23 protein-coding genes are annotated in these 24,370 nt (G+C 44.2%); 6 read left to right on the top strand and 17 right to left on the bottom strand.

Annotated elements, in window-relative coordinates; translation table 11 throughout:
* Positions 1-335 precede the first annotated feature (335 nt).
* The 4 genes from Q1A41_RS14315 to Q1A41_RS14300 form a co-directional block, all read right to left on the bottom strand.
* Entirely contained in the window at positions 336-1,823 is a 1,488-nt protein-coding gene (locus tag Q1A41_RS14315) for a methyl-accepting chemotaxis protein (RefSeq protein ID WP_299980377.1), read from the bottom strand.
* 22 nt (positions 1,824-1,845) lie between these two features.
* A complete protein-coding gene (locus Q1A41_RS14310) occupies positions 1,846-2,355 on the bottom strand; it encodes a DUF6436 domain-containing protein (RefSeq protein ID WP_299980375.1) in 510 nt (169 codons plus the stop codon).
* 107 nt (positions 2,356-2,462) lie between these two features.
* The gene (locus Q1A41_RS14305; protein WP_299980374.1) at positions 2,463-3,305 is read right to left on the bottom strand and encodes an NAD-dependent protein deacetylase; all 843 of its coding nucleotides are present in this window, start codon (positions 3,303-3,305) and stop codon (positions 2,463-2,465) included.
* A 27-nt stretch (positions 3,306-3,332) separates the two neighbouring features.
* On the bottom strand, positions 3,333-4,310 hold the full coding sequence (locus tag Q1A41_RS14300; protein ID WP_299980372.1) for a threonine/serine dehydratase: 978 nt from the start codon (positions 4,308-4,310) through the stop codon (positions 3,333-3,335).
* Between the two features lie 76 nt (positions 4,311-4,386).
* On the opposite strand from Q1A41_RS14300, the gene Q1A41_RS14295 reads away from it, so the two are divergent.
* Positions 4,387-4,800: a DUF393 domain-containing protein gene (locus Q1A41_RS14295; RefSeq protein ID WP_299980370.1), complete on the top strand. Its 414-nt coding sequence runs from the start codon at positions 4,387-4,389 to the stop codon at positions 4,798-4,800.
* An 80-nt stretch (positions 4,801-4,880) separates the two neighbouring features.
* Here the strand turns inward: Q1A41_RS14295 and Q1A41_RS14290 are convergent, their stop codons facing one another.
* Positions 4,881-5,033 (bottom strand): hypothetical protein, encoded by a 153-nt coding sequence (locus Q1A41_RS14290; protein ID WP_299980368.1) that lies wholly within the window; start codon positions 5,031-5,033, stop codon positions 4,881-4,883.
* A gap of 126 nt (positions 5,034-5,159) precedes the next feature.
* On the opposite strand from Q1A41_RS14290, the gene Q1A41_RS14285 reads away from it, so the two are divergent.
* The 4 genes from Q1A41_RS14285 (at position 5,160) to Q1A41_RS14270 (ending at position 7,721) form a co-directional block, all read left to right on the top strand.
* Positions 5,160-5,711, top strand: a complete 552-nt coding sequence (locus Q1A41_RS14285) for a sigma-70 family RNA polymerase sigma factor (protein ID WP_299980366.1) — start codon at positions 5,160-5,162, stop codon at positions 5,709-5,711.
* Entirely contained in the window at positions 5,708-6,376 is a 669-nt protein-coding gene (locus Q1A41_RS14280) for a ChrR family anti-sigma-E factor (RefSeq protein WP_299980364.1), read from the top strand. Before Q1A41_RS14285 ends, Q1A41_RS14280 begins: the two co-directional genes overlap by 4 nt.
* Before the next feature lie 134 nt (positions 6,377-6,510).
* Positions 6,511-7,464 carry a MerR family transcriptional regulator gene (locus tag Q1A41_RS14275; RefSeq protein ID WP_299980362.1) on the top strand — a complete coding sequence of 318 codons (954 nt, stop codon included), beginning with the start codon at positions 6,511-6,513 and terminating at the stop codon, positions 7,462-7,464.
* Positions 7,461-7,721 carry a DUF3081 family protein gene (locus Q1A41_RS14270; protein ID WP_299980360.1) on the top strand — a complete coding sequence of 87 codons (261 nt, stop codon included), beginning with the start codon at positions 7,461-7,463 and terminating at the stop codon, positions 7,719-7,721. The genes Q1A41_RS14275 and Q1A41_RS14270 overlap by 4 nt, the downstream gene beginning before the upstream one ends.
* An 82-nt stretch (positions 7,722-7,803) precedes the next feature.
* Here the strand turns inward: Q1A41_RS14270 and phrB are convergent, their stop codons facing one another.
* The 7 genes from phrB to Q1A41_RS14235 all read right to left on the bottom strand — a co-directional run bounded on the left by phrB (position 7,804) and on the right by Q1A41_RS14235 (position 15,155).
* On the bottom strand, positions 7,804-9,207 hold the full coding sequence (gene phrB / locus Q1A41_RS14265) for a deoxyribodipyrimidine photo-lyase (protein ID WP_299980358.1): 1,404 nt from the start codon (positions 9,205-9,207) through the stop codon (positions 7,804-7,806).
* Positions 9,208-9,216: 9 nt separating this feature from the next.
* Complete coding sequence (locus Q1A41_RS14260) at positions 9,217-10,167, bottom strand: DUF523 and DUF1722 domain-containing protein (RefSeq protein WP_299980356.1); 951 nt, start codon at positions 10,165-10,167, stop codon at positions 9,217-9,219.
* 48 nt (positions 10,168-10,215) lie between these two features.
* Positions 10,216-11,283: a ferrochelatase gene (gene hemH, locus Q1A41_RS14255; RefSeq protein ID WP_299980354.1), complete on the bottom strand. Its 1,068-nt coding sequence runs from the start codon at positions 11,281-11,283 to the stop codon at positions 10,216-10,218.
* Positions 11,284-11,428: 145 nt separating this feature from the next.
* Positions 11,429-12,589, bottom strand: a complete 1,161-nt coding sequence (locus Q1A41_RS14250) for an acyl-CoA dehydrogenase family protein (protein ID WP_299980352.1) — start codon at positions 12,587-12,589, stop codon at positions 11,429-11,431.
* Positions 12,590-12,707: 118 nt separating this feature from the next.
* A complete protein-coding gene (locus Q1A41_RS14245; protein WP_299980350.1) occupies positions 12,708-13,568 on the bottom strand; it encodes an acyl-CoA thioesterase II in 861 nt (286 codons plus the stop codon).
* 231 nt (positions 13,569-13,799) lie between these two features.
* The gene (locus Q1A41_RS14240) at positions 13,800-14,531 is read right to left on the bottom strand and encodes an SDR family NAD(P)-dependent oxidoreductase (RefSeq protein ID WP_299980348.1); all 732 of its coding nucleotides are present in this window, start codon (positions 14,529-14,531) and stop codon (positions 13,800-13,802) included.
* Positions 14,532-14,645: 114 nt separating this feature from the next.
* Positions 14,646-15,155, bottom strand: coding sequence for a helix-turn-helix domain-containing protein (locus Q1A41_RS14235; RefSeq protein ID WP_299980346.1), 510 nt, complete (start codon positions 15,153-15,155; stop codon positions 14,646-14,648).
* A gap of 146 nt (positions 15,156-15,301) precedes the next feature.
* On the opposite strand from Q1A41_RS14235, the gene Q1A41_RS14230 reads away from it, so the two are divergent.
* Entirely contained in the window at positions 15,302-17,119 is a 1,818-nt protein-coding gene (locus Q1A41_RS14230) for a sulfatase-like hydrolase/transferase (RefSeq protein WP_299980344.1), read from the top strand.
* Between the two features lie 8 nt (positions 17,120-17,127).
* On the opposite strand, the gene Q1A41_RS14225 is transcribed toward Q1A41_RS14230, so the two are convergent.
* Genes Q1A41_RS14225 through Q1A41_RS14205 form a run of 5 tightly spaced genes read right to left on the bottom strand, consistent with a single transcriptional unit; the run spans position 17,128 to position 24,368 of the window.
* Positions 17,128-18,030: a glycosyltransferase family 2 protein gene (locus Q1A41_RS14225; protein ID WP_299980342.1), complete on the bottom strand. Its 903-nt coding sequence runs from the start codon at positions 18,028-18,030 to the stop codon at positions 17,128-17,130.
* 14 nt (positions 18,031-18,044) lie between these two features.
* A complete protein-coding gene (locus Q1A41_RS14220) occupies positions 18,045-19,823 on the bottom strand; it encodes a glycosyltransferase family 2 protein (protein WP_299980340.1) in 1,779 nt (592 codons plus the stop codon).
* Complete coding sequence (locus Q1A41_RS14215; RefSeq protein WP_299980338.1) at positions 19,820-22,207, bottom strand: glycosyltransferase; 2,388 nt, start codon at positions 22,205-22,207, stop codon at positions 19,820-19,822. Before Q1A41_RS14215 ends, Q1A41_RS14220 begins: the two co-directional genes overlap by 4 nt.
* Positions 22,208-22,212: 5 nt before the next feature.
* Positions 22,213-23,538, bottom strand: a complete 1,326-nt coding sequence (locus tag Q1A41_RS14210; RefSeq protein ID WP_299980336.1) for a class I SAM-dependent methyltransferase — start codon at positions 23,536-23,538, stop codon at positions 22,213-22,215.
* 8 nt (positions 23,539-23,546) lie between these two features.
* On the bottom strand, positions 23,547-24,368 hold the full coding sequence (locus Q1A41_RS14205; protein ID WP_299980334.1) for an ABC transporter permease: 822 nt from the start codon (positions 24,366-24,368) through the stop codon (positions 23,547-23,549).
* Between the last annotated feature and the right edge of the window lie 2 nt (positions 24,369-24,370).

Genomic DNA, 24,370 nt, shown 5'->3' with positions numbered 1-24,370 from the left:
TGCATATCCGAAGGTTAAGTTCTAATAGTACGAACACTGCTTTAACCTCAATTACTTCTAACCTAGGCACTGCTTAAAGTTCAAGTACTGCTGCATGCATCTACCAGCCATGGTATTGCTAAAAGTAATTCCTCTTACAACTAGGGCTTCGGCAAATAAAACACAATAATTAGTCTACTTTGGTCTAATAAACATTATTTTGTCGCCTAAGGCCTTGTTGCTATGCTTTAAGCCCAACTAAGAGAAAAATTTGAATAGTAGGTGGCAGCCAAAACAAAAAAGGGCGCCACTTGGCGCCCTAACTCATGCTGTTATTGAAACTCGTTTAGTGAGCACTAACTAGTTTTAAACTGCTCTACTTTTTTAACTAAGCCCTGGCTATTGGCGAGCATCTCACTACTCAAGCGATCGCTATGAGTCGCATGGGTTTTATTGTTTTGGGATAAGGCCTGAATCTTCTCAACATTGTCCACCATTCCCGCCACTAGGCTTTGTTGCTCAACCGAAGAGCTTTCGACGGAAGAAACGATATCTGATAGCGTCGACAAATTGCCCTGAACTCTTTGTAATACTTCTACCGTATCTTGTGTTTTGCTGACACAACGCTCAGCGTTTTGCTGGCTATTTTCCATAGCGCTCATAGATTGCTTAGAGCTTTGCTGCAAGGCATCCAAGGTTTCTTGCACTTCATTGGTGGTCGCTTGAGTCCTCTGGGCCAACACTCTCACTTCGTCAGCTACAACGGCAAAGCCCCGGCCCTGCTCACCTGCTCTCGCTGCCTCAATAGCTGCGTTGAGTGCCAATAAATTGGTCTGCTCTGAGATACTTTGGATTGTTCCTAACAAAGAGAAAATTTGCTCGCAATGGCTATCCATTTCACCTACTTTGGTGGAAGCATCTCCGATCAAATGATTGAGGCGTTGAATATCCTGCAAGGAAGCATCACCGGCTTGTGACCCTCTAAGCGAATCCTGATTCGCCTCATCCAATTGCGCCGTTGCCAACTTTACGGATTCGGAAACCTGCTCAGCGCCGCCATTCAAACGCTGCATTGAATTTGCAATTTCATCGCTTTGTTCACCTTGGGATATCAGCTCTTTTGAGATCTCCTTATTACTGCGATTTAGCTCTGCACCTTGATCAGCAAATTCGCATGCCGTGGATTTTACCTGGGCGGCTAACTGCTCAGTAGAATCCAAAAATTCATTAAGCACAGCTACAACACCAGTGTCTAGATCTGCTCTGGCTCGCAAATCTATTTCACCTTTATTCTGCATAACTTTGTTTATACAGTTATTCACAGCTTCGGTTTGTGCATACTCTCTCTTGGCATCCAAAGCCATCCAAACCACAACGGCGGTTTCAAATACCACATAGCCCGCATGCAAAAATACTAAGCCCCAAGACTGATTATCTGGGCTCAACATATACACTGGCTTACCTTGGCTTTGTAAATAATAAAAGGACACATGGTGCACGGCAGCAACGCCCGCAGCTACTATCGGCGGAGCCCAATCGCGGTAGTAAAGCAGCAACGCCAGCAATACAAAGATGCCAAAGTGAAACTCGATTAAGCCATGCCCTTGTTGAATATGCATCGCACTAAAAATCATAAATACAGCCGCGACACTGCAACGCAATAAACGACTGCCCGGTACCAACTTATTGAGCAAGGCAATAAGCGCAAGACAGCAGCCACCAGTCACGATGGCGATACCCCAAGTATCATGCAGCCCCGCTAGCGCGAGGCCATAGATAAATAGGCCACAGCAAATGCCCAGCATCAGCTTATCGGCTTTAAGGTAATGGGATTGGATATTCATTTAACAAGACTTCCTTTAGCGACTATGCACTAACTTCATTATCAGGCCACGGGCAAAAACATCCTACGCCAGCGGTATTGCTTATCATCGGGTTATCACCTGACTGCAGGCTCTGCAGTACAGGTTCAATCAAACTTGTTTTGGCATTGCAAATAACGCCATTGCTATAGGGGCCGAAATAGGCAAGGTCTCCATCCGCTGTCCAAATCGCTACTGCTGGGCTTGAGGGGATAGTGGCCTCTACATTTTTAGAAGGCTCTACGGTTTGGAAAGCGACTCCCTGGGCACCATAATTGCTACTCAGCTCTTCGCTATGTTGCTGAACATAGCGATTGCATGGGCAGCTAGGGTCCAAGAACTGCTGCACAGTGACTCTTCCTGCCGCAATAGCGGGTAATCGCTCGCCATCAAACTGCACTAATGATTCATCAAAGCGCCCCAACCAGCGCCACTCGAAAAACCACAATGCAAACAAGGCCAAGGAACCCAATATGCCTATTGCCGCAAACGCCAGCAGCTCTTGTCTCAGCATGCCTAATCAACCTCTGTTTAATTAAGCTATCGACAGTTACTGGGTGATCTTTACTGACAAAGAAGGTTTTATATGACATGGAAGCGCTTTTAGGCGCATTGAGGAGGCTACTTCAGTGCCGCTGTAATAGCCTGTAGCGCCGGGCTAGCGGCTAAAGACAGTTTTACAGTGAGCAGCGAGTCAGCCCTGGTCTCACCGATATTGATGACCGCAATCGCTTTGCCTTGTTCATGGGCCAGTTTACAAAAGCGATAGCCCGAAAATACCTGCAATGAACTACCAATAACCAATAGAGCGTCTGCTCGAGCAATAGCGGATTTACAGTGATCTACCCGGCCCTTTGGTACGGTACCACCAAAGAACACAACATCTGGCTTTAGACTTTGCTGCTTGCAATATGGGCAAGTCGGACAATTCACTGTGCTCATGTCCCAATCGTCGACATTTGCATCACCATCTGGGCCAGCATCAATACTGCTTCTTTGAACTGCCTGCCACAGCTTTGGGTTCAATTCGATCAATTGTTGTTGAATATCCGAACGATGACTGAAACGATAACAATTGAGACATTGCACTCGATCAAGCCGCCCATGCAGCTCTAGCACATTATTAGAACCAGCCATACGATGCAGGCCATCAACGTTTTGACTAATGAGTAATTCAATACGTCCTTGCTGCTCCCATTGGGCCAAAGTTTTATGGGCCTTATTGGGCCGCGCTTCAGATACTAGCTTCCAGCCAAGTAGGCTGCGTGCCCAATAACGTTGCCGTTCGCTATTAAGCTCAATAAATTGACGATGTTGGATTGGCTCTCGCCTTAGCCATTTACCACTGGCATCACGATAGGTTGGAATCCCAGAAGCGGCACTTAAACCTGCGCCAGTTAATACAACTAAGCGCGAGTGCTGCTTTATAAAGCCCGCCATTGCTGCTAATTCATCAGAGCACATCGTGGTATCCAAAGTGAGAAAGCCTAGCTATGCGCCATGCTTGGTGAGTAGCTTGGCAAACCAAGCTGGATCGACGTTGCCACCACTCAATATTATTGCGCAACGCTTGCCACTAATATCTACCTTCTTAGCCAGTAAAGCCGCCAGCGCGACTGCTCCACCGGGCTCTACCACCAGCTTTAAATTCTTCCAAGCAAAATACACCGCGGCCTCTACCTCTTCATCTGTGACGGTAGCTACCCTGTTGAGATATTGTTGATTGATTGGAAAGGTCAGCTCACCAGGGGCCGCTGCCATCAGTGAATCACATATCGACGTATTCGATTGCGATACAGATTCTCGCTTTCCATTTTCTAGAGAAAGATAGGTATCGTTATATAGCTCTGGCTCAACACCGATTACTTCTGCCTCGGGCCAATGTTGTTTGGCGGCCATGGCACTACCTGAGCATAGGCCACCACCTCCGCAAGGGCTAATTAAAACATCGGCAGGCTCTGCAAGCTGCTGGGTGATCTCTAGCCCGACTGTTCCTTGCCCTGCAATAATATGTGGATCGTCGTAGGACGGAACGAGAGTTGCAGAAAGTTGCTCACACAATGCCCTTGCAACCTGCTCTCTATCTTCACTATAACGATCGTAAAACTGGATATCAGCGCCATAGTAACGGGTTTTTTCCACCTTGATACTGGGCGCATCCGCGGGCATCACAATGGTCGCCTTAACACCTAGCAATTGGGCCGCAGCTGCAACACCTTGCGCATGATTACCAGAAGACCAAGCAACCACACCACCGGCCCGCTCTTGGGCACTCAATTGAACGATGCGGTTATAAGCCCCGCGAAACTTAAAAGCACCAATGTGTTGCAAGCTCTCTGCCTTGACGAATACTTGCCCATCGCAAGCTTCATCAAGTGCCCGACTGTGTAATAATGGTGTTAACTCACTGACATTGTGCAGGCGCTTGGCAGCCGCTTCGATATCAGTGTAAGAAATCGCTAAACTCATAATATGCCTTATTCACGTTAGATGGCCTAATTATGCCAGAGCTATCACAATGAGAAAGCCAGAATAGGATAAGCCAATGGAAAAAGTGCCACAGCTTAGTATTTTCTACGATGGCCAGTGCCCTTTATGTGTCAAGGAAATGGACAGCTTACGAAAGCTGAATACTGAAGGTAAACTGGCCTTTATTGATATTGAAGCCGAAGACTTCGCTCAAGCTTATCCGCATATTGATAAAAAAGAGGCTCGAACAATACTGCATGGTTTGCTTGGCGATGGGCAGTATCTTTATGGTTTAGATGTAGGCTACGAGGCTTGGCGCACTGTGGCAGAGAAGCAATTCGTCACACATATTTTCGCTTTCAGCCGCTTGCCTATTGTGAAACCCATTGCCAACCTTATCTATCGGTTTTTTGCGAAATACAGAAATAACATCTCACTTTTGCTAACGGGAAAAAGCCGCTGTGATAATGGCAATTGCCGGATAGATTAGGAGCGCTACAAGGAACTGATGTCGAGTATTTTTACATAACTCTTCCCAATATAGCTTCACCGCCAAGGGAGCGACTTTTCTTACGGCTGATGGCCAATTACTTCAATCGTATTACTGTGGCCATCCAATCGATCATCCTTCTCATACAAGCAAACTTGATGCTGCCCCGACAACAGCCAAGCCCGTGATACCTGCGCCAATAACTGCAATTTTTTAGGCATCAAGTTAGACATTACTTAAACATGAATATAGTTATTGATACCTTGCTCTTGCCCAGCTGGATCAAACCCTATTTATTTAGCAGTGTAGATCTAATGCAGTTCTTCAAACGTAGATAAACCAAGAAGACGGAAAAGCTGATGGGCGAATTAAGGTTAGAAGACTTCGAGCAATATGACTGGGACAGCTATCTTGTCGCTGTCGCTGGAACCGGCGACAGGAAGCTATTTATGGTTTTCTATGATCACTTCGCCCCTCGCCTGAGATCTTGGTTGATAAAGCTGTCCGGCGATAAAGAGTTGGCACAAGAGCTGAGCCAAGAGACTTTTTTACAGGCTTGGCGTAGAGCCAGTGCTTTCAACCCCGAGAAAGCTAAGGCTTCCACTTGGTTGTTTACAATCGCTAGAAACCTATTTGTAGACCACAAGCGTCGTCAAAAAGTAGAGCAAAAGCACGCTGAGAAACTGGCGATTGATGATGTTAAAAGTTACGACTTTGGCCTGGACGATGGCCTCATTAAGAAAGCCATTGCTAACTTGCCACACCAGCAATCCCAGATGATTTATCAAAGCTACTACCTTGGCCGAAGCCACAGTGAAATAGCCAAAGCGAGTGGGCTTCCCTTAGGCACGATTAAATCAAGCATACGTTTGGCTTTTCAAAAACTGTGTATAGAGTTAAATCCATCATGAACCCTATAAACCATCACCCTGACGAAGCAACGTTGCTGAGCTATGCAGCTGGCGCACTTTCACAGCCTTTCGTAGTCTTGATAGACTGCCACCTTCAGCAATGCCCGCAATGCCACGAAAAGATATTCAAGGCGGAGGCGATTGCCGGTGAGTTCATCGAACATTCCCCGCCAATAGAGGCAAGCAACTGCGAAGCTTTAAGGGATAGCTTCTTTGCGACCTTAAATTCTGAACCGGCCCCGCAGCCGCTTGCCCCCTCAGGGAGCAGTGAGCATCAACTCCCAGCCGAAGTAGCCGTGGTTTTATCTGGGCGTGATCAAAAGTTACCTTGGCGGCTTATCGTACCGGGCATGCACAGCATTACCCTTAATTCCAGTGATCTTCACTCTTCAGGAAGCAGCTTAAAATTGTTACGTATCGCCCCTGGCCGCAACCTCCCCCTGCATAGCCATCGAGGATCCGAACTCACTATGGTGTTGCGGGGCGCCTTCCAGGATGAACTAGGCTGTTTTCGAGCTGGTGACGTCGCCGATTTGGATCATGAGATAGAGCATCAGCCGATCACGATCGGCAATGAAGCCTGTACTTGCCTTATCGCAGTGGATGCCCCCCTCGAGTTCAAATCCCTAGTGCCTAATCTTTTACAGCCTTTTATCGACTTTTAGACAAAGCTTATGAGATTGTCACGATACCTATACATTATCTAGTCAAAACAAATACTGTATAGATTTTTAAGGGATTTTCGCTACATATTTTGATATACCTATAGGTATATTCTAGACATGTATAGGAAATGGCCATGGATAATCTGGCAGAATTTGGAATAGCGACAGTATCTCGACAAACTGGTATCAGCGCTCATCGCTTGAGGGCTTGGGAACGTCGACACCCTAGCCTTTTAGTAGGCCGCAGCGAAACCGGACGCCGGAGATATTCAGAAGCAGATATATTTCGCCTAAGATCTATCAAACTTTTGATCGACGATGGCTACAAAATCAGTGAACTCGCCACCCTTAGTCAAGAAGAGCTTTCAGGCTTAGGTAATCAAGAAGAGTCCCGCACCCTCATATCGGAAAGCCGGCCTAGCGTAGACTCCAGCCGCCTCAAGATCATGTTGTGTGGTGAAGCCATTCCATCAGCCCTGATAACTAAGCTCAATGACAATAAGCAGCTGGACTTAGCCGCTCGATTACGCAGCTTTTCCCAAATTTCAGAGGCCACTGAAAGCGAGCATTTTGATATTGCGGTATTGCAAATTGAAACCATAAACGCAAGCACCTTGCACAACCTCAGAGAACTTTACCAAAGCCAAAAAGTTGAATCGGTTTTTGTGGTATTTCATTATGGTCTTAGAGAGTTAGTCGAAGAGCTGCGAAACTTTGACTTTAAACTATGGAGAGCACCGCTAAATAGCGCCGAGCTCTACCAGGCCATTAGCCAACTTAGCAGCCCAGAAATTGAACAAGACGAGGGAATCGATAGTTCAGGGATGGCCCCCGTTCATTTATTTAATCCATCACAACTTAATAAACTCAGCAATGTAAGCACAGCAATCGATTGTGAGTGCCCAAAGCATATTGCCGAACTTATCCAGTCGCTTTGTGCTTTTGAAAGCTATAGCCAGCAATGCGAAAATAGGGATACCGAAGATGCGATCTTGCATCATAGAATTTACCTGCAAACCGCACACGCTAGGCATACCATGGAAAAAATGCTGCAACAGGTAATCGAAGCTGAGAATATACAGTTATGACTCAAACAGCAGATCGAAGGCGTCTACTACTTGCAGCAGGCCTTATAGAAACCCACGGACGAGTGACAGACAATGGTTACAGCCTTGATCAAGTTGAATTAGATAAAGGCTCAGACGGTTATCAAGTAACTCTTAGTTTCTTCGGGGTCAACGTCACCCTAGGGTTTCATAACACTATCAATAGTGGTGGTGCTGGCCGCAAGGAGCTGGAAAAATTTTACCAGAGACTTGATCGCATTATTAAAAATTATTCTTAGCCAACGGTCAAAGATAAGTCTATGGCTGCTCACTCGACGTATACTACGTTTAAGAAGTGTCAAATATTTCCAAACAGTGTTTTTAGACTTTAAAAAAGTCTAAGGCTTGCTGGCGTGCAAATTTATAATCGATGATAGGCTCAGGGTAGTTAAGCGCCAGTCGTTGCTCTGTACTCGGACAATGAATTGATTTGCTATCCAGTGCAGACAATTCCGGTACAAAGCGCTTAATAAACTCACCGTCTTTGTCGAATTTCTCAGATTGCGTGGTAGGGTTGAAAATTCTAAACCATGGCGATGCATCACATCCTGTGGACGAACTCCATTGCCAACCACCATTATTGGAGGCAAAGTCACCATCCAGAAGATGCTCCATGAAAAATTTCTCGCCTTCTCGCCAATCTAAACATAAAAGCTTACAAAAAAAGCTCGCCACCAGCATTCTAAGGCGATTATGCATCCAACCTGTCTGCAACAGCTGACGCATGGCGGCGTCAATAATAGGAAAGCCCGTTTTACCTGTTTGCCAGGCAGCTTGCGCCTGGGTATCAACGCGCCAAGCCCTGGCAAGGGGTTCAGTTTTAAAGTTCTCCCCACGACTTAGATGCTCAAAATTAAGCATTAAATATCGATAGAAATCACGCCAAGCAAGCTCTCTGGTCCAGACATGATTAATAGCTTCACCAAGGTGCAACCCTTGCTCGGCACAAGATAAAATCAATTGATGGAAACAGCGCCTTGCACTGAGCGAGCCAATCGCTAAATAGGGTGATATTACACTGGTGCCGGGCATTGCAGGATAGTCCCGAGAGGCTTCATAACCTTCTGCCTTACGCCTGCAGAATCGATCCAACAAAGCCAACACTTCAGTTTCATTACTTAACCATATGTCTTCTCGAAACACTTGCGCAGCACTTAGGGATATTTCTTGTGTTGCAGTTAAAGGAGAAGACACCGCCTTTGGTGGCGGTAACACCTCGGGCAGGGCATCAAAGAGTTTTTGAATCCAGTTTTTGTACCAGGGGGTAAATACCTTATAAACCGCCCCTTGCTTGCTGAGTATGTTGCTATGGATAATTCTATCGTCAGCATAGCACTCCACTGTAATATCGAGCCTTGAAACAGCTAGCTGAACGGCTTTATCGCGGCGCTGTTCATTCAGAGGAATCTCTCGATTAAAATGAAGCCCGCTTACCTCATGCTTTATGCAATAGGCTTTTAAAACAGCCGGTATATCGGTAAAACTATTAACTTCTAAAAGTTCAAACGATATACCTAGATCGGCCAGTTTCAAGCGTAAACACTTGAGCGTCTCTTGGATTAAACCTAGCTTACGGGGTGACTCATTATGAGCCTGCCATTGCTTCGGGCTTGCAATATACACAACTGAAACAGCGTCTTTACTTTCGATCGCCTGCTGGCATGCAAAGTAGAGCGCAGGATTATCATCCAATCTTAAATCATTTCGAAGCCAAACCAGTTGCATATCAAATACCTAAAGAGTGTTCCTCAAACCTAGGGACCCAGGGTAAGGCTCAAAATAGCTTTGCGAGTTAATATAGTCACCCCCGAACCTTGGGGTATAGTGCCTTAATAGTGTAATGGGTGTAATTAATGGAATTTCACCTTTTCTGTAACGCTTGATAACCGATATCAAATCTTGGCGCGACTGACCATCCACCTTCTTCTTTAGAAATCCAAGTATATGCATCATTACATTGCAGTGCCCAGCCTTACTTGCCGGCTTCGCCAGTATCTCCATAAAACGTTGTTCATATTCTTGAGCTACCAACAGAATGTCCATGGTGTTGATACTTGCCAACATTCGGCCAAGCGCCACAGTTTTTTCATAATTATGGGCCTGCAAAATGAACTTATGTCGACTATGAAACTTAATAATTTTAGCCTTACTAGCTTTCTTATAGACCTGCTCTCTCCATTCGTGATAACAAAAAACACGCAACACAAAATTTTCGTAGAGAGGCTTATCATTTAGACGCCCTTCTTCCTCGATTGGCATATTGGGATAAGATTTACGCAACTGTTCTGTAAATAAACCATTGCGCTTCTTCATGTGCGGATGGCCATTATCTTGATAAACCTTAATTCTCTCCATGCCGCAGCTGGGAGAGTTTTTCATCAGAATATAACCATACAGATCCTTCATGGCCGGCATCGCTTCTTTGCTTGCTGCAATCAAGTTATCACTAACATCTACACTGTGATCATCGTTATAACTAAGCTTTGGTTTTTCAGGATCACCCGTTAAGCGCATGGTCGGGCGCGGCACCGAAAAGCCAGCCGCAACTTCTGGACAGAAACTTCTGTAGTCAAAGAATTCACTCAATGTCTTCAGACATAACATTGATTGGCAATGACCGCCATTGTATCGAACCTCTTGACCAAGCAAACAAGCGCTAATACCAATTTGAATTTTGTTTTTCATGATATTCTCCTTTGTTCTAAATAACTGCCTCGGTATTATTATCCGACGCTAGGCTACTTGATTAAGTTTTGTTGACGATGAAATTTTGTAATTTACAAATGCATTCTCTTCAACCAAGCTGCGCATCATTTCGATATGGCCGGCCTGATCGTTTAAGCAGGGTATATATTCGTAGCCTGCACCACCAGAAGAAAAAAATATCGCTTTATTTTCTACTAGAATTTCCTCTAGCGTTTCCAAACAGTCAGCAGAAAAGCCTGGGCATATGACGGCTATTTTAGTAACGCCCTCGGCAGGCAGTTGCTGTAGACGAATATCTGTATACGGCTGTAACCACTCTTGCTTGCCAAAGCGAGATTGAAAGGTGGTTTCATACTCCGAATCTTTAAGCTCTAAGGCCTCGGCTAATAAACGGGAAGTTTTCATACAAAAACAGTGATAAGGATCGCCCTTGTCTAGATAAGCTTTAGGAGTCCCATGATAGGAAAGAATAAGCTTATCCGGGCGACCATGCTTGTCGATATGACGAAGCACAGATTGCTTTAATGCCTGAATGTAAAGCGGGTGTTCATGGTAACTATTCACAAACTTTAAGCTGGGCACCCAACGTGAACGCTGCAACTCTATACTCAAGGCATCAAAAGCTGAGGCCGTAGTAGCTCCACAATACTGGGGATATAAAGGCAAGACGATCAGCTTATTGCTAAAACTCTGACGCAGTTTAGCGATTGCCTGCCCGAAGGAGGGCGCACCATAATTCATCGCCAACTCTACATGATACTGCCCGCGGCCATATGCCGAATTTAGGCTATCTTGTAAAAGTTTCTGCTGCTTCCTAGAGGTGACAAGCAGGGGGGAGCCTTCATCGGTCCAGACCTGCTGGTATAGTTTGGCAGAAGCCCTTGGGCGAAACGGTAATATGAATAGCCTCAAGATAAACCACCAAATACTACGCGGCACCTCCACAACTCTAGGGTCACTTAGAAACTGTTTCAGATAAGGCCTCAAGGCTGAGCTAGTTGCTGCGGCAGGGGTGCCAAGATTACATAGCAAAACCGTAACCGGGGCCGCCGGAGCTTTTTGATGTGGATTCGAGGTTTCAGCTAAAAAAGCCACGAGCTATGCTCCATTTCAGTGATTACACTGAAATAGTTGTACACAGCCCAGCTTAACTCAAGGAAATTGAGACAAAAACTCATTTTTGTCTAACTTTATAAGCAATTAATTAGACAAAAATGAGCAATTATTAAGAAGTTTAGACTTAATCTAGAAGGCTCTGATAGTTCTCAGAGAAGACATCCCTGCCAATAATCAGCTTCATGATCTCCGAGCTGCCTGCCAAGATGCGATTGATTCGAGCATCAGTGAACATATTGCAAATAGGGTATTCCTTCATATAACCCGCGCCGCCGTGAAGCTGCACTCCTAGATCCAACATGCGACCTTCAATTTCGGAGGCCTGTAATTTAGCCTTAGCGGCCATATTGACACTTAGCTCACCTTTATTGTGCAGAGTCACGCAAGTATCCACATAGGCCTGCATGATATCGATCTCAGCATCCATTTGGGCCATAGTAAATTGAGTGTTTTGCATATGGGAAAGTGGCTTACCAAAAACCTTTCGCTCCATTACAAACTGACGCGTCAAATCAAATGCACGACGAGCATTGGCCGTTGACCCTACAGCGGCAATCAAGCGCTCTTCTGCCAAGCCTTGCATTAAATAGAAGAAGCCATGCCCAGCTTCACCCAATACATTTTCTTTGGGAATGCGCACATTATTAAAAAACAGCTCAGCGGTATCCTGTGCCTTCATACCCATTTTATCGAGATTACGGCCACGCTCGAAGCCTTCCATACCTCGTTCAACAACCACTAAAGTCATGGCATGTGGATTGTTTTCAGGGTCGTTCTTTGCCGCAACGATAATGAGATCCGCATTAATACCGTTGGAGATATAGGTCTTTGAACCATTAAGAATAAAGTCGTCCCCATCGGGCTTTAAGGTACTGCGCATGCCCGCTAGATCGCTGCCCGCGTCAGGCTCGGTCATCGCGATAGCAAGAATTTTTTCACCTCGAACACAAGGAGGTAAAAAGCGCTTCTTCTGCTCTTCATTCCCAAAGTGATCTAAATATGGGCCCACTAAACGGCTATGCAACGTCGCAAACCACTCACCGGTGCCAGCACGTGCATTTTCTTCGATAATGATTTGCTCATAACGAAAATCGCGATCGCCCATACCGCCATATTCTTCATCTGGCCAAATCATCAAGAAGCCCTGCTCACCAGCTTTTAGGAACGCCTCGCGATCAACAATCTCCTGCTCGCGCCAGCACTCCATATGAGGGCTAATTTCTTGCTCTAAAAATTTGCGATAGGCCTCGCGAAACATGGCCTGCTCTTCGGTAAAAACTCTCATGGTGGCGCTCCTTATTTAGTTTTTTATTAGGGCCTAGACCTTCATCATAAGGGCACTAAAGCAACCGCCACCATGGCAAAGTTTATCAAGCGAGAGACGAAAACTGTCAAACGCTCAATTAGTCGCGTACTCGAATCAAACCCTCTTGAGCTGTAGAGGCCAGCAGCAAGCCATCGTGACTGTAAAAACTACCGCGATTAAATGCTCGACTACCGCCACTTTTAGGGCTGTCTAAATGGTAGTAGATCCACTCATCGACACGTACGGCATTATGAAACCACATTGAATGATCCAGGCTCGCACCCTGAATCTTCTCCATCAAACCCGGCACACGATGTGGCCTTAAGCCCGTAGTCATCAACTTATAATCAGAAATATAAGTTAATAGGGTACGGTGAATATTATCGTTATCCGCTAGCTTACCGTTGAAGCGAAACCAAAATCCATGCTCTGGTTCAGCAGGCTCTGGATCAATCGGGTGCTGGGGTTGGGTGGAGCGGATATCAACCATGCTTAGCGGAAAAATAAAGGGAGCACTTTTATCGGCATGCCCAGCATAAATACGCTCGGTGCGAAGCTGATCACTTTCCAATTCATCTGGCATAGGCGTGCCAGCAGGAAGATCCATTTGGTGCTCTAAGCCCTTCTCGACTTTCTGAAAGGATATAGAACAGTTAAAAATAGCTGCACCATTTTGCTTCGCCACTACTCGGCGGGTATTAAAACTGCCACCATCGCGAATGGGATCGACATCAAAAATAATTGGGCGCTTGGCGTCACCTGGACGCAAAAAATAAGCATGCATTGAATGTGGCTGGCGATCACTTTCGATAGTGCGCGCAGCGGCATTGATTGCTTGTGCCAATACCTGACCACCGTATACACGGGGCAAGGCTAGCGGTAAGGAAGTACCACGAAAAAGGTATTTATCCAGTTGCTCGACTTCTAATGTGTCTAGCAATTGATTCAATTTGTACATCGGCTACATTCACTGTTTACATTACTATGGGGCACGCCTTCAGGGCCACATGATCAAGGCTTCAACTTGCTAAAGTCTTAGTGCTTTTTAAATCGGGCAAGAAAGAAGAACGCGAGGGCTCACTTTACTGAGCCTCATAGAAAAGAACAAGCAATCAAACAGCCATAAATTGTCAATATTCACCAAGACTATAAACGCCAAGTAAGAATAGCGGCAGCCTTTGCTAAAGCACTACCAGGTTTCGACCCAGGGTCGCAGATCCATTTCAAACGTCCAAGCATCTCTAGGCTGGCGATGCAGCTGTACATAGGCCTCAGCAATCGAACTTGGCTGCACAATATCGTCCTCTGGGCGATCTTGTTTATGAACTAAGAAGTTTTCACGAATCCACTGGGTATCCACGGCAGCATCGATAACAACATGGGCCACATGAATATTTTGGGGCGCCAGCTCTCTGGCCATGCTTTGCGCTAGGGCTCGCAAACCATGCTTAGCACTGGCAAACGCGGCAAAGCCTGCCGCGCCGCGCACACTGGCCGTAGCGCCAGTGAAGATAATTGTGCCCTTGCCATGGGGCAACATGGTTTTGGCCGCTTCACGACCAGTTAGGAAGCCACCAAAACAAGCCATTTCCCATATTTTAGAAAACTTACGGCTACTGGTTTCCAAGATCTTCATGGGTACATTGGCGCCTACATTAAACACGGTAACCGCCAATGGCCCGACCTCAGATTCAATCCGAGCAAATAAAGTGGTAATGGCCTCTTCATCACGAGCATCCACCGACCAGCCGTGAGCATTACCGCCAGCAGCTTCGATTTCGGATACCAGCGATTGTAGTTTATCGCCATTGCGTCGCACCGCGACAACCGTATAACCTTCTTGTGCAAAGCGTCTGGCTATGGCGCTTCCAATCGCATCACCTGCCCCAACAACTAAAGCGACCTCTTGTTTCTCAGTCATCATCTCACCTATGCAATTCGCTGAATGACAAACATCATTAACCACAGGGTTCCATTTTGCAACCCTTTACTTAGATCAAGCTGAAAACGAAATCGCTTGTCGAGTTATAAAGACTTACTTTTTAGATTTCGCCAGAGCACGCACTCCAGGGCGGAGCTCATCTAGATCCAAACCTTTGAGGGCAGGTCCAGCTACAGGGCGCATATCTTGGGGGCGTATTGGCTCTTTGCAGTCTGGGCAGAAATAAGCGGGCTTGATACGCTGGCCACAGCTTTTATGCTCATACTCAATGGGCGCGCCGGCGTCGCCGGCCATCCAGCGATCCCCCCACTGTACCAACGACAGCATAATGGGATAGAGATCCAAGCCCTTTTCGGTCAGTAAATATTCGTAACGCGGTGGCTTTTCTTGGTATAAAACCTTCTCAAATACCCCCTCTTCAACGAGCTTGTTAAGACGGTCAGAGAGGCGGTGCTTAGTAAGTCCGATATCAGATTGAAAGTCAGAAAAGCGGCGAGCTTTTAGGAAGGCGCTGCGAATAATCAATAGACTCCAGCGATCCCCAACCACAGATAGAGCTCGGGATACTGAGCAGGTCTCATTGCCTATGTCATTCCAGCGCATTGGAACGTCCTTAAATGAAGATACTTAATTATAAGACATCGGGCGGCCCTGGCAAAATAAAAATCAAGCTTTGGTAACACATAAAGATTGCATTACAATGACAAACTCATGAATAACAACCCGCCATGCGAAATGGATTTTCTTTGATGTACGATTTCTCCCTTATTGGCTCCATCTGCTTATTTATTGCCGCAATATTGTTTGGCCTTAGCTTCAAATCAAGAAAAGCGCTAAATGTACTCTATTTTATTGGCGCAGGATGCTGGCTAATACTAATAGCTACTTATCTAGTGGCAGATTCATTTACAGGAAACGGAATTGACGAAGCTACACTCTACCACTTGAAGTATGGCCTGGGTGGTGCAGGGTTTGGTGAGTATAAAGATATTATCATTTGGGGGGGACTTGCCCTTATCTTTTTAATAATATTGATTACTTATACTTTCTTTATAGTATCCCCTAAAAGATCATCAAGATATGCAAGTATGGCAACCGCTGCACTCGTAACAGCTGCTATCTTGAGCAATCCTAGCCTGAGTGACATTTACAGACTATCAGGCCTAAGCAATCCAGCAAAGGACTCTGACTTTACGAACTACTATATACAACCGACACTAAATACCACCCAAAAGCAAGCAAAGAATATTGTATATATCTACGCGGAAAGTCTAGAGCAAAATTATTTCGACGAATCCCTCTTTCCTGGATTAACCCCAGGATTAAACAACTTACAGAAAAAAGCATCAGTATTTACCAACATCAAACAGGTATATGGAACCGGTTGGACAATCGCGGGGATTACTGCAAGCCAATGTGGCATCCCCTTAGTTACACCTTCTCACGGAAACTCCATGTCGGGAATGCAAGAGTTTCTACCGGGGGCCGTCTGCCTCGGGGATTTGTTAGCCGATAATGGTTATCGACTGGACTTTTTAGGTGGGGCAAAGCTAGAGTTTGCTGGGAAAGGTAAATTTTTTAAAAGCCATGGTTTCAAAGCGGTTGATGGCCTTAGCGAGTTCAAAGCAAGAGGAGAAGCGGGTAATAAGCTGTCTGCCTGGGGCCTTTATGACGACCAACTTTTAGAACTGGTGAAAAAACGATATAAGCAACTAGCGGGTAAAAAACAACCCTTTGGTATTTTTACACTTACCTTAGACACCCATCACCCCAAAGGTCACATTTCCAAAAGCTGTTCCGGCTTACGCTATCAAGATGGGCTAAATCCAATGCTTAACTCGGTTCATTGTAGCGACAAGTTACTATCGAACTTCATTCAATCTATTCTCGATTCTGACACGGCAAATAATACTATAGTAGTCTTGGCGTCAGATCACTTAGCCATGAAAAATTTAGCATGGGACACTCTTGAGAAAAAACCAAGAAACAATCTATTAATGATTTTCGATTCAGGCAAAGATGGCGCCAAAATTGAAAAACTCGGCTCTGCTCTTGATATCGCTCCCACACTGATTGAATACATGAACTTAAAAGGATCTATAGGACTGGGGCAGAGCCTTCTTTCGGAATTCCAACATAAAGAAGGGCACATCTTTCAGAAGTTACCCAAATGGAGGGATGACCTACTAGAATTTTGGAGCTTTCCTCAGTTAATCGGAAACACTACTATAGATTTAGAACAGAGACAGATTTCTTTTGCAAAACACCATATGAAGCTGCCAGTTCTTTTAGAAGTGAAACCAAACTTAAGAACAATTGCGAGGTTCCAATTTCACAGGTCGGCTGGGCATAAGTCCTTTCAGGATCACATTGGAGAGCTAGATAGCGAATCCCACTTTTTATGGGTCGACCAATGCAACAACTTTTCGATTCCCCCTAAAAATGCCGACAATGAATTTTGTATAGGGGGCGGCGATAAAACCGGCTTAAATAATGTAGAAGAGCTCCAGTTGAAAGAGACCTTTACAATTAAAAAACTACGTAAGCTAATGGGCATGCAATTATAATAGAACAGTCATTGTTCAAGTGGCCTGCCCAAAAAAGCAAGTTTAGTATAGTGCCAAATTTGCTTTCGATCTTTACTCAGCAATAGAAGCAATGAGGTTTTTAAAGCAAAGCGAACGATATCCCTCACTTTCCACCCCGTAGGGGAGTATTTCTGTCGATACAAGTCGATTCTATTTCTTGTGGTGTAATAGAACCTTTTCGGGTTGTGATGCTTAAACCCAAGCCGCTTAAAAAGCGTATTTTCCTGCTTTTCGCCGATTGAGTGAATTAGGCTTACATTGTCACTACCCAGCACTAAAAGCCCCATAGAAGTTGCGCGAAAACACCACTCCAAATCAATATTATCAATAAAGTATGAGCTTCTCATTGGGCCAACTCGCCTAATGATATCTAAGGGAATATAACTACCGGAAGTTATAACAAAACTACTTTCATAAACACCAGCCAACTCGTCTAGCTGCTTATCCGCCTTAGCTACCAAGCCAGAGAAAAGCTTAAAATCTGTTCTACTACCCGTTTCAGGGTCAAGTAGCCGAGGTCCTATTACAGCACAGCGGTGACGACTTTCGCTCTGCAAGCTATCATAAACACCAACCATATTGGCTGCGTAATCACCAACTGGCGTGCTATCCTGATCGAATAACAATACTGCCTGGTAAGATTCCACCTCAGCACACTGAATCCCTATGTTTAGGGCATCAGCCAAACCAATATTTGAAGATTGAGGGAAAAAAAACTGTACACGACTTTCGGCTAACTGTGCGATCTCTTCAGCTTGTCTGGAGCCATTATCGACTAAACAAACATGGCTTTGTTTCGCAAGAGAATCAAGTAAGTTTTTAAGCTGATCCAGATCTGGCTGGTAACTCACCACAATCGAAAGCAGCTCTTTATTTACGTTCAAATCCAAGGGGCACTCTCTAATTAAATAAAACGCTTAACGTTTTGTTTTAATGCGTGCTTCAACTTGATAGAAAAAGGAAGTTTTTCCGCAATCTGCTCTTTTGGCATAGAATGATATAGCTCAAAAAACTCGGCAATTCTGATCCTTAACTCTAATTGTTTTTGCTTCTCAAGCGCTTGCTGGTATGCAGCATCTAACTTCTCCTGCCGGCCAGCAGATACCTTTTCACAATTAGGCACTCGATACTTTGACGTTGTTTTATCTACAAGTTTAAAATCATGCTCGAAAGTATACCTTGTCCATAGATTCCAATCTTCAAGCTGGTCCATATCTGTTTCAAAACCACCCCAGCGTTCATAAATTTCACGGTGAAACAATACACACTGTATTGGCAAGTAATTTCTATGCCACATAAGAGGGCGACAAAACTCTTGTTTGTATACGGTTCTAGAATTAAATTCTGTATAAGCAAGAGGAGTAAGTGACTCTACATCAGTAGCCACTTCCCAAGCCGTGCCATAAATACCTTTTGCCTGGCATTCCTGGGCAGATTGCACCATCACCTCTACATGATCACAAAAAAACTGATCATCATCATCTAAAAAGCCAAGCCATTCACCACTTGCCATTGCAAGCCCAATATTACCGGCCTCTGATCTTCCTACATTTTCACCCGTCGCATGGTAACTAATATTTGTCTCGGAAAATTCCTTTTCGACAAGTTCTCTGGCTGTATCCTCTCCATCTTCAATAACTATGATTTCTAAGTTGTTATAGGTCTGATTGACCAAGCTCAACAAAGCTTCCCTCAAAAATTCTGGCCTCCTGTGCGTTCGTACAATAATACTTACAAGAGGTTGAAACTCACTGGCATTGCGACGCCGAAACTCAAAGAAAGCTCCATCCCTGTGTAAGGAATAATCCCAATGAACAAAGCTAGGTTTAAAATTTTTACGAAAAGCTTTATTTGCACGTCGCATGCTAGGCATGCGTTTTAGCATTCTCGGCACCAACAAAGCCATCTGTAATCTTCGCCCAGGAAAAGACTGTGGCCGCCGTGCCTCATTCAAAACACCCAACACACCCGCACGAATGTCTGTCCAACTCCCGTACTTCACCCGCATTAGGAGGTTATTTAGGGTACCTTCGATGACCTGAATTGGCTTAACCTCACCTGCTTCAGAATATGTATCGTGATAAACGGCCGCCCTTGGAATATATTTTAATTTGTATCCACAAGCACGCAAACGCCATGAAAGATCTACATCTTCGGCATACATAAAAAAGTTTTCATCAAAGCCACCAACTTCTTCATATGCTTCACGGCGATAAACAACAGCAGCTCCAGAATTCCATTCTGTTTCTAGGCTTGATGGGTTGTAAACCTTTGGATGCTCATATGGAATCTGCCGACACTCCCAAGCCGCTACCTTTTCGTCTGACTCTTCGATTTGACGAGACAGCTCAGCCAACATACCAGGCTCTGGAATAGCATCCTGGTTTAGCAAGAAAATCCATGGAGACGACGACCTTTGGGACAAGCTATTATTCGCCCGACCAAAACCTAAGTTTTCCTCGCCAACGATCAAGTTAAAGCTATTAAACCGTCCCTCGAATTCTTTTTTAAGCTGAGCCAAACCAAGTTTATGATCTTGATTTAATGAGTTATCCCATATATGTATATTGATATCTTCGAAGCTATGCTGCCCTTGAGACAGAAGCGCACTAAAAATCTCATCTAAATCACTTAATTTCGGATGAAAAACAACCAGAAATATATCCAGCGCCCCAATACTCACAATTTCAATCTCTCTTTAAAATATCTAACAAAGTAACCATATAAGTTATGGCTAATTCTTTTAATAGAAAAACTGGCCATATGAAGTTCATATTTCAGCTCTTCTATCTCAGCCGTTTTTCCGGTTAATTCCTGATTTAGCGCCTCTTGTTTAACCAGTAACTCACTACATTCAGCATTTAATTTATCCATTGCTTCATTTTGAGCTTCAATATCTTTCGCCAGCTTCTCTTGCCAAGCTTTATGTTCTTTCACCTGCTCGGCGAGAGTAGCTATTTCCTCATGAGAATTTTTCAACTGAAACTGCAAAAATTCTTTAATATCAGACAGCTTTTTGAGCTCTTGACGATATGCTAGCTGATCAACACTAAAATGCTTCATTTGCTCCTGCAAAATAAAGAATTTCTCATCATCCGCCATACTTAAGCTATTCATTCGCAAGCCCTCAATATAATCTTCAATTTTTTCTCTCTCAAGAGTACATTCTGCTTGCCCTCTTTTAGAGTGTCCGTCTCTCTCGAGAAAAGCCAATGTACTTGCGACAGGCTCATCACTAGCTAAAAGATTAGCTGCGCAATAATTCACGCTAACACGCTCTGCTAATGCTCCTCGCTTATGTGAGATTACCGGCAAGTCTGTACTCATGACATCGGAAAGCGCATAGCAATAGGACTCTGGGATTCCCGGGGGAAAATAAATCAAATCAACTTTGTAATTTGACAAGATTGCTGCTAGATAGTCAGGCTCATAAGCACCGGTCACAATGTAGTTCCGCTCAACATTTTTTCCGGTTACCTTCTCTGAATACCCCACATGTAGCCAGTTTATGCTTCCGCTCGATTTATCAGCCAGCTCCTTTAAGCGCTCAAAGTATTCAAAGCCCTTATGGTTTCCAAGCGCCCCAACTATAGCAATTGTTTTGTTATCCTTTGAAAAGGCTGACGCTATATTTTGCGCTATCTCTTCCTCTTCTTGGGAACTAAGAGTTTTCAACTGCAAAGGGGGGTCCGGACAGAAAATAGACGCCACATTACTTTCTCCAAGCAAACCTTCATATACAGACTTTAAATATTCACTAGGAAAATATATTGCCTTAGCGAGTTTTCCAAATTGAATAGAATGTTCCAACCACTCATCATCCCTAAGTTCTGATATACAAGTAAAGTCTTTATTCGCGACATCATCAAATACATCTTTACTTACAAAGCTTAAATCATGATAAGTTATATATAGATTTACTCCTTCAAGTGCTGCTCTATTTAGTAGACCAATCGATTCGTCGTTTAATCGATGAAGGTGAATATTTTTGAATCCCAGTTCTTTAATCAATAATTCTGGAATTCTTTTTTGTGGAAAACACTGATTCAAATCTAGACTGACACTTGTTTCAATGTCCTGCAGGTAACAGCCCTTATCAGATATTAGTAATGCAAAGTGCTTTATATCTTCCGGAAGCTCCTTTACCAATGAATCCACATACCGAAAGCTCCCTCCTCCATCTAAGCCAAGTATATGCAAGACGGTTTTTTCAGCATTAAGATTAATACGCAAGCTACTCAATTGGCAAGCCGACAATAAGCGAAGTTTATATTGTAGAGACTGATCATCTTGTAGATATTTTTTTATCTCATCTACGTAATGCGGATGCAAGGTCAGTAATTTTCGTTCGGCAGCTTCTTTTCTTTTAACCGACTCCACAGAAAAACTAACTTCACCTTCGTGATGAACAAATACGTCTTGAACCATTATGTTTCTTAGACCATGATCAAGACACCGCATGCAAAAATCATTTTCCTCACCATAGCCTTTACCAAAGCTCTCCTCATCAAAATAGCCAACTAGATCTAAAGCCGTCCGCTTGATATACATGCAGAAGCCCACTCCCGTTGGAACGTCCACGAAAACAGACTCGTTGACCTTGGCAGTAATTTTATCTATTTCTTCGAGCGGAAACGCCCCATGAACATAAAGGTTTTCGATAAGAGGGACCGAGCATATACTCGCGTTGTTTGAGAGTGGCGTGGCTGTTGCTATGTCATTACTTCTATATGAAGATACTTGAATTCTACGTAGCCAATCATTACAAACTTCAGTATCACTATTTAGCAAAACCACGTCACTATCGGAAGATTGCATTGCCTTATTAACGCTGGCAACAAAACCGAGGTTGTAACTATTGCTAATTAATTCAATATTTTTGATGCTAGATTGTTTTCGGCAGTAGGCCCGGATCTTCTCTTCCGGTGAAGCGTCATCTACTATAATTAGTCTAACACCGCTAATACTTAGCGATAGTTTTGCAGCTTCAATGCAGGTTATCGTCTCTTCCAAACCACGATAAACCGGAATAATTATATCGACAGGGTAATGCAATCTGCTTTGCATGCTGATTATCGCTTTTTGAACCGTAAAGTAACATTGTCATTCCACGACCAGGTTTGATTAACCTTCCAAAGCTGCTCAGTTCTCCTCGTAAGATTGTCAATAACACTTTGCTGGTATGTCAGCTTATCCTCCAAAGCTCTGATGCTCTCAAAATCATAACTATTCACCACACCCATTTTGAATAGTATTTTCTGCCATAAGCTTCGCTTACTCAGTTTTGGTTTGTTTAAAAACCCATCGACTGGTAAGGTTTCAGGCTCCTCTGGGAATGGATAAATATTATGAGCCTGGTCTTGATAGCTACTCCACTCACAGTCTAGACCATACACTGAAGCCATAGTGATAATAAGCTCAGGATGATAAAAGCGAACATGTTCAGGATCCCGCCAGAACCCTAGAAGTTGAGATCGAATTGACTCAGGGTCCGGAAAAGTAAGAACAGCGATCCCACCATGCTTCAACCGATGAGCTATCAACTCAATCAAACTCTCTACTATCTCTATTGGTAAATGTTCTACAAAGTGCGAACAATAGATTCCATCAACTTCATCTTTTGCAGTACGAAGATGTTCTAAAGCATCCTGGCAAACAATATCGAGCCCAGTATCACGCCCATAATAAGCAACCGACTCGTTTCGCTCCACACCATAAGCACCGACTCCCCTCTCTTTCAACAACTGTAGGAACAAGCCAGCGCCACAGCCCAAGTCAAGCACTCGCTCGCAAGACAGAAAATGCTGAACATCACTCTCCTGCATAGCCATTAACAAGGGGTGATCTCGCAAACAGAACTCATAGATGCCATACTCGAAAGTGAGCTTACAACTGTTTTGACTCAAAATAGGCATTTGCTCCTCCCAAATGGAGCACTCAAAATCTGCCCAAGCTACTTTCAACTCTTCATCCAGCGTATATCGTCTGGACGCTTTATTTATGCAAGCTTCTAGCCATGACCTATCGCCGGTATCACTCAGTGCTGGCGGTGGCGCATCCATTAAAACGATAGCTTTTACGCCCATTAGGTCGGCGACACGTATAAGGTCAATAGAAGCCCCATTTACACCTACGATAAATACCTGAGATGGCTTAATCTGTAGAATCCTCTTTGCAAACAGCCGGTTTAATGCTTGCTGCCTGAAAACACCTGGGACAGGCTCGCAAGATGCACTAACCTTAATAAGCTCGCCACACTCCCAAGCACTTAAACCATTTGGGGACACTTCATGACTAAATTGATAATCCATATAGTGTAGCGCGCTACCTCCTGCTACACTTTCAGAGAACCTTTTTGATTGCGATACCACTAAGATATTGTCATTACAATCAAGCATTCCCACTCCTACATTACATCTGCAAAGCCGCTTTTTACACGGTCAAAAAACACACCGGCAGCAATATAACTTAGTATTGCCACAAGCCCAGCGATCAACATTCCATTGCCGCTTGGCCAATTTCCAAGGACAACTATTTCTCTTGTAGATTCGATATAGAAGCTTAAAGGATTAATTTGCATAACTTTTGCAAATGACGCGGGAACAGCCTCGATAGGGTAAAAGATAGGGCTTAAGAAGAACAAGGCAGTAGAAAGGAAAGATGCAATATAAACTGCATCCCTGATAAACACTCCAAGCGCAGAGACAAACCAAACCATAGCAACAAGTTGTACGGTAAAAATAAAGTACAACGGAATTAAAGCAATAACGCTTAAACTGAGCCCATTACCCCAAATAGCAACAAATAAAAACAACACCATCAGTGATAAGACAAAGTGAAAAAGCGAGGATAGAACAGATACCCAAGCTAAGGTATTAATCGGAAAAACAACTTTCTTAACAAAGTTTTCATGTCGCAAAATGAGGCTCGGAGCTGAGGTAAGCTGCTCTGAAAAGTATATGTACACTACTAATCCACTAAAAAGAAGCGCTGCAAAATTCTCATCTACACCCGTTGACTGGGGCCAGCGAGCCTGGAATATGACGCCAAAAACGAACATATATACAAGCAACAAAAGCACAGGATTAATTATGCTCCACAAGACCCCCAACCATGATCCGCGATATCGAGATAGCACCTCCCGTTTTGCTAGATTAATTATCAAGGTACGGTGAGGCCAAATATCCAGCCAACCCATTGTTACCGAATTCGGTTTAATCGAGGACAAAT

This window comes from uncultured Pseudoteredinibacter sp. (assembly GCF_947502065.1).
Taxonomy (GTDB): Bacteria; Pseudomonadota; Gammaproteobacteria; order Pseudomonadales; family Cellvibrionaceae; genus Pseudoteredinibacter.
Note: the sequence above shows the minus strand (reverse complement) of the source record. Positions and strands in the feature narration are given on the sequence as shown.

Coding starts and splice junctions, on each gene's coding strand:
- Q1A41_RS14215 (WP_299980338.1), bottom strand. CDS start 22,207: ATGCAAAGCAGATTGCATTACCCTGTCGATATAATTATTCCGGTTTAT.
- Q1A41_RS14210 (WP_299980336.1), bottom strand. CDS start 23,538: ATGCTTGATTGTAATGACAATATCTTAGTGGTATCGCAATCAAAAAGG.
- Q1A41_RS14240 (WP_299980348.1), bottom strand. CDS start 14,531: ATGACTGAGAAACAAGAGGTCGCTTTAGTTGTTGGGGCAGGTGATGCG.
- Q1A41_RS14250 (WP_299980352.1), bottom strand. CDS start 12,589: ATGAGAGTTTTTACCGAAGAGCAGGCCATGTTTCGCGAGGCCTATCGC.
- Q1A41_RS14270 (WP_299980360.1), top strand. CDS start 7,461: ATGACTCAAACAGCAGATCGAAGGCGTCTACTACTTGCAGCAGGCCTT.
- Q1A41_RS14285 (WP_299980366.1), top strand. CDS start 5,160: ATGGGCGAATTAAGGTTAGAAGACTTCGAGCAATATGACTGGGACAGC.
- Q1A41_RS14260 (WP_299980356.1), bottom strand. CDS start 10,167: ATGAAAAACAAAATTCAAATTGGTATTAGCGCTTGTTTGCTTGGTCAA.
- Q1A41_RS14245 (WP_299980350.1), bottom strand. CDS start 13,568: ATGTACAAATTGAATCAATTGCTAGACACATTAGAAGTCGAGCAACTG.
- Q1A41_RS14305 (WP_299980374.1), bottom strand. CDS start 3,305: ATGTGCTCTGATGAATTAGCAGCAATGGCGGGCTTTATAAAGCAGCAC.
- Q1A41_RS14235 (WP_299980346.1), bottom strand. CDS start 15,155: ATGCGCTGGAATGACATAGGCAATGAGACCTGCTCAGTATCCCGAGCT.
- phrB (WP_299980358.1), bottom strand. CDS start 9,207: ATGCAACTGGTTTGGCTTCGAAATGATTTAAGATTGGATGATAATCCT.
- Q1A41_RS14275 (WP_299980362.1), top strand. CDS start 6,511: ATGGATAATCTGGCAGAATTTGGAATAGCGACAGTATCTCGACAAACT.
- Q1A41_RS14295 (WP_299980370.1), top strand. CDS start 4,387: ATGGAAAAAGTGCCACAGCTTAGTATTTTCTACGATGGCCAGTGCCCT.
- Q1A41_RS14300 (WP_299980372.1), bottom strand. CDS start 4,310: ATGAGTTTAGCGATTTCTTACACTGATATCGAAGCGGCTGCCAAGCGC.
- Q1A41_RS14315 (WP_299980377.1), bottom strand. CDS start 1,823: ATGAATATCCAATCCCATTACCTTAAAGCCGATAAGCTGATGCTGGGC.
- Q1A41_RS14280 (WP_299980364.1), top strand. CDS start 5,708: ATGAACCCTATAAACCATCACCCTGACGAAGCAACGTTGCTGAGCTAT.
- Q1A41_RS14290 (WP_299980368.1), bottom strand. CDS start 5,033: ATGTCTAACTTGATGCCTAAAAAATTGCAGTTATTGGCGCAGGTATCA.
- Q1A41_RS14310 (WP_299980375.1), bottom strand. CDS start 2,355: ATGCTGAGACAAGAGCTGCTGGCGTTTGCGGCAATAGGCATATTGGGT.
- Q1A41_RS14230 (WP_299980344.1), top strand. CDS start 15,302: ATGTACGATTTCTCCCTTATTGGCTCCATCTGCTTATTTATTGCCGCA.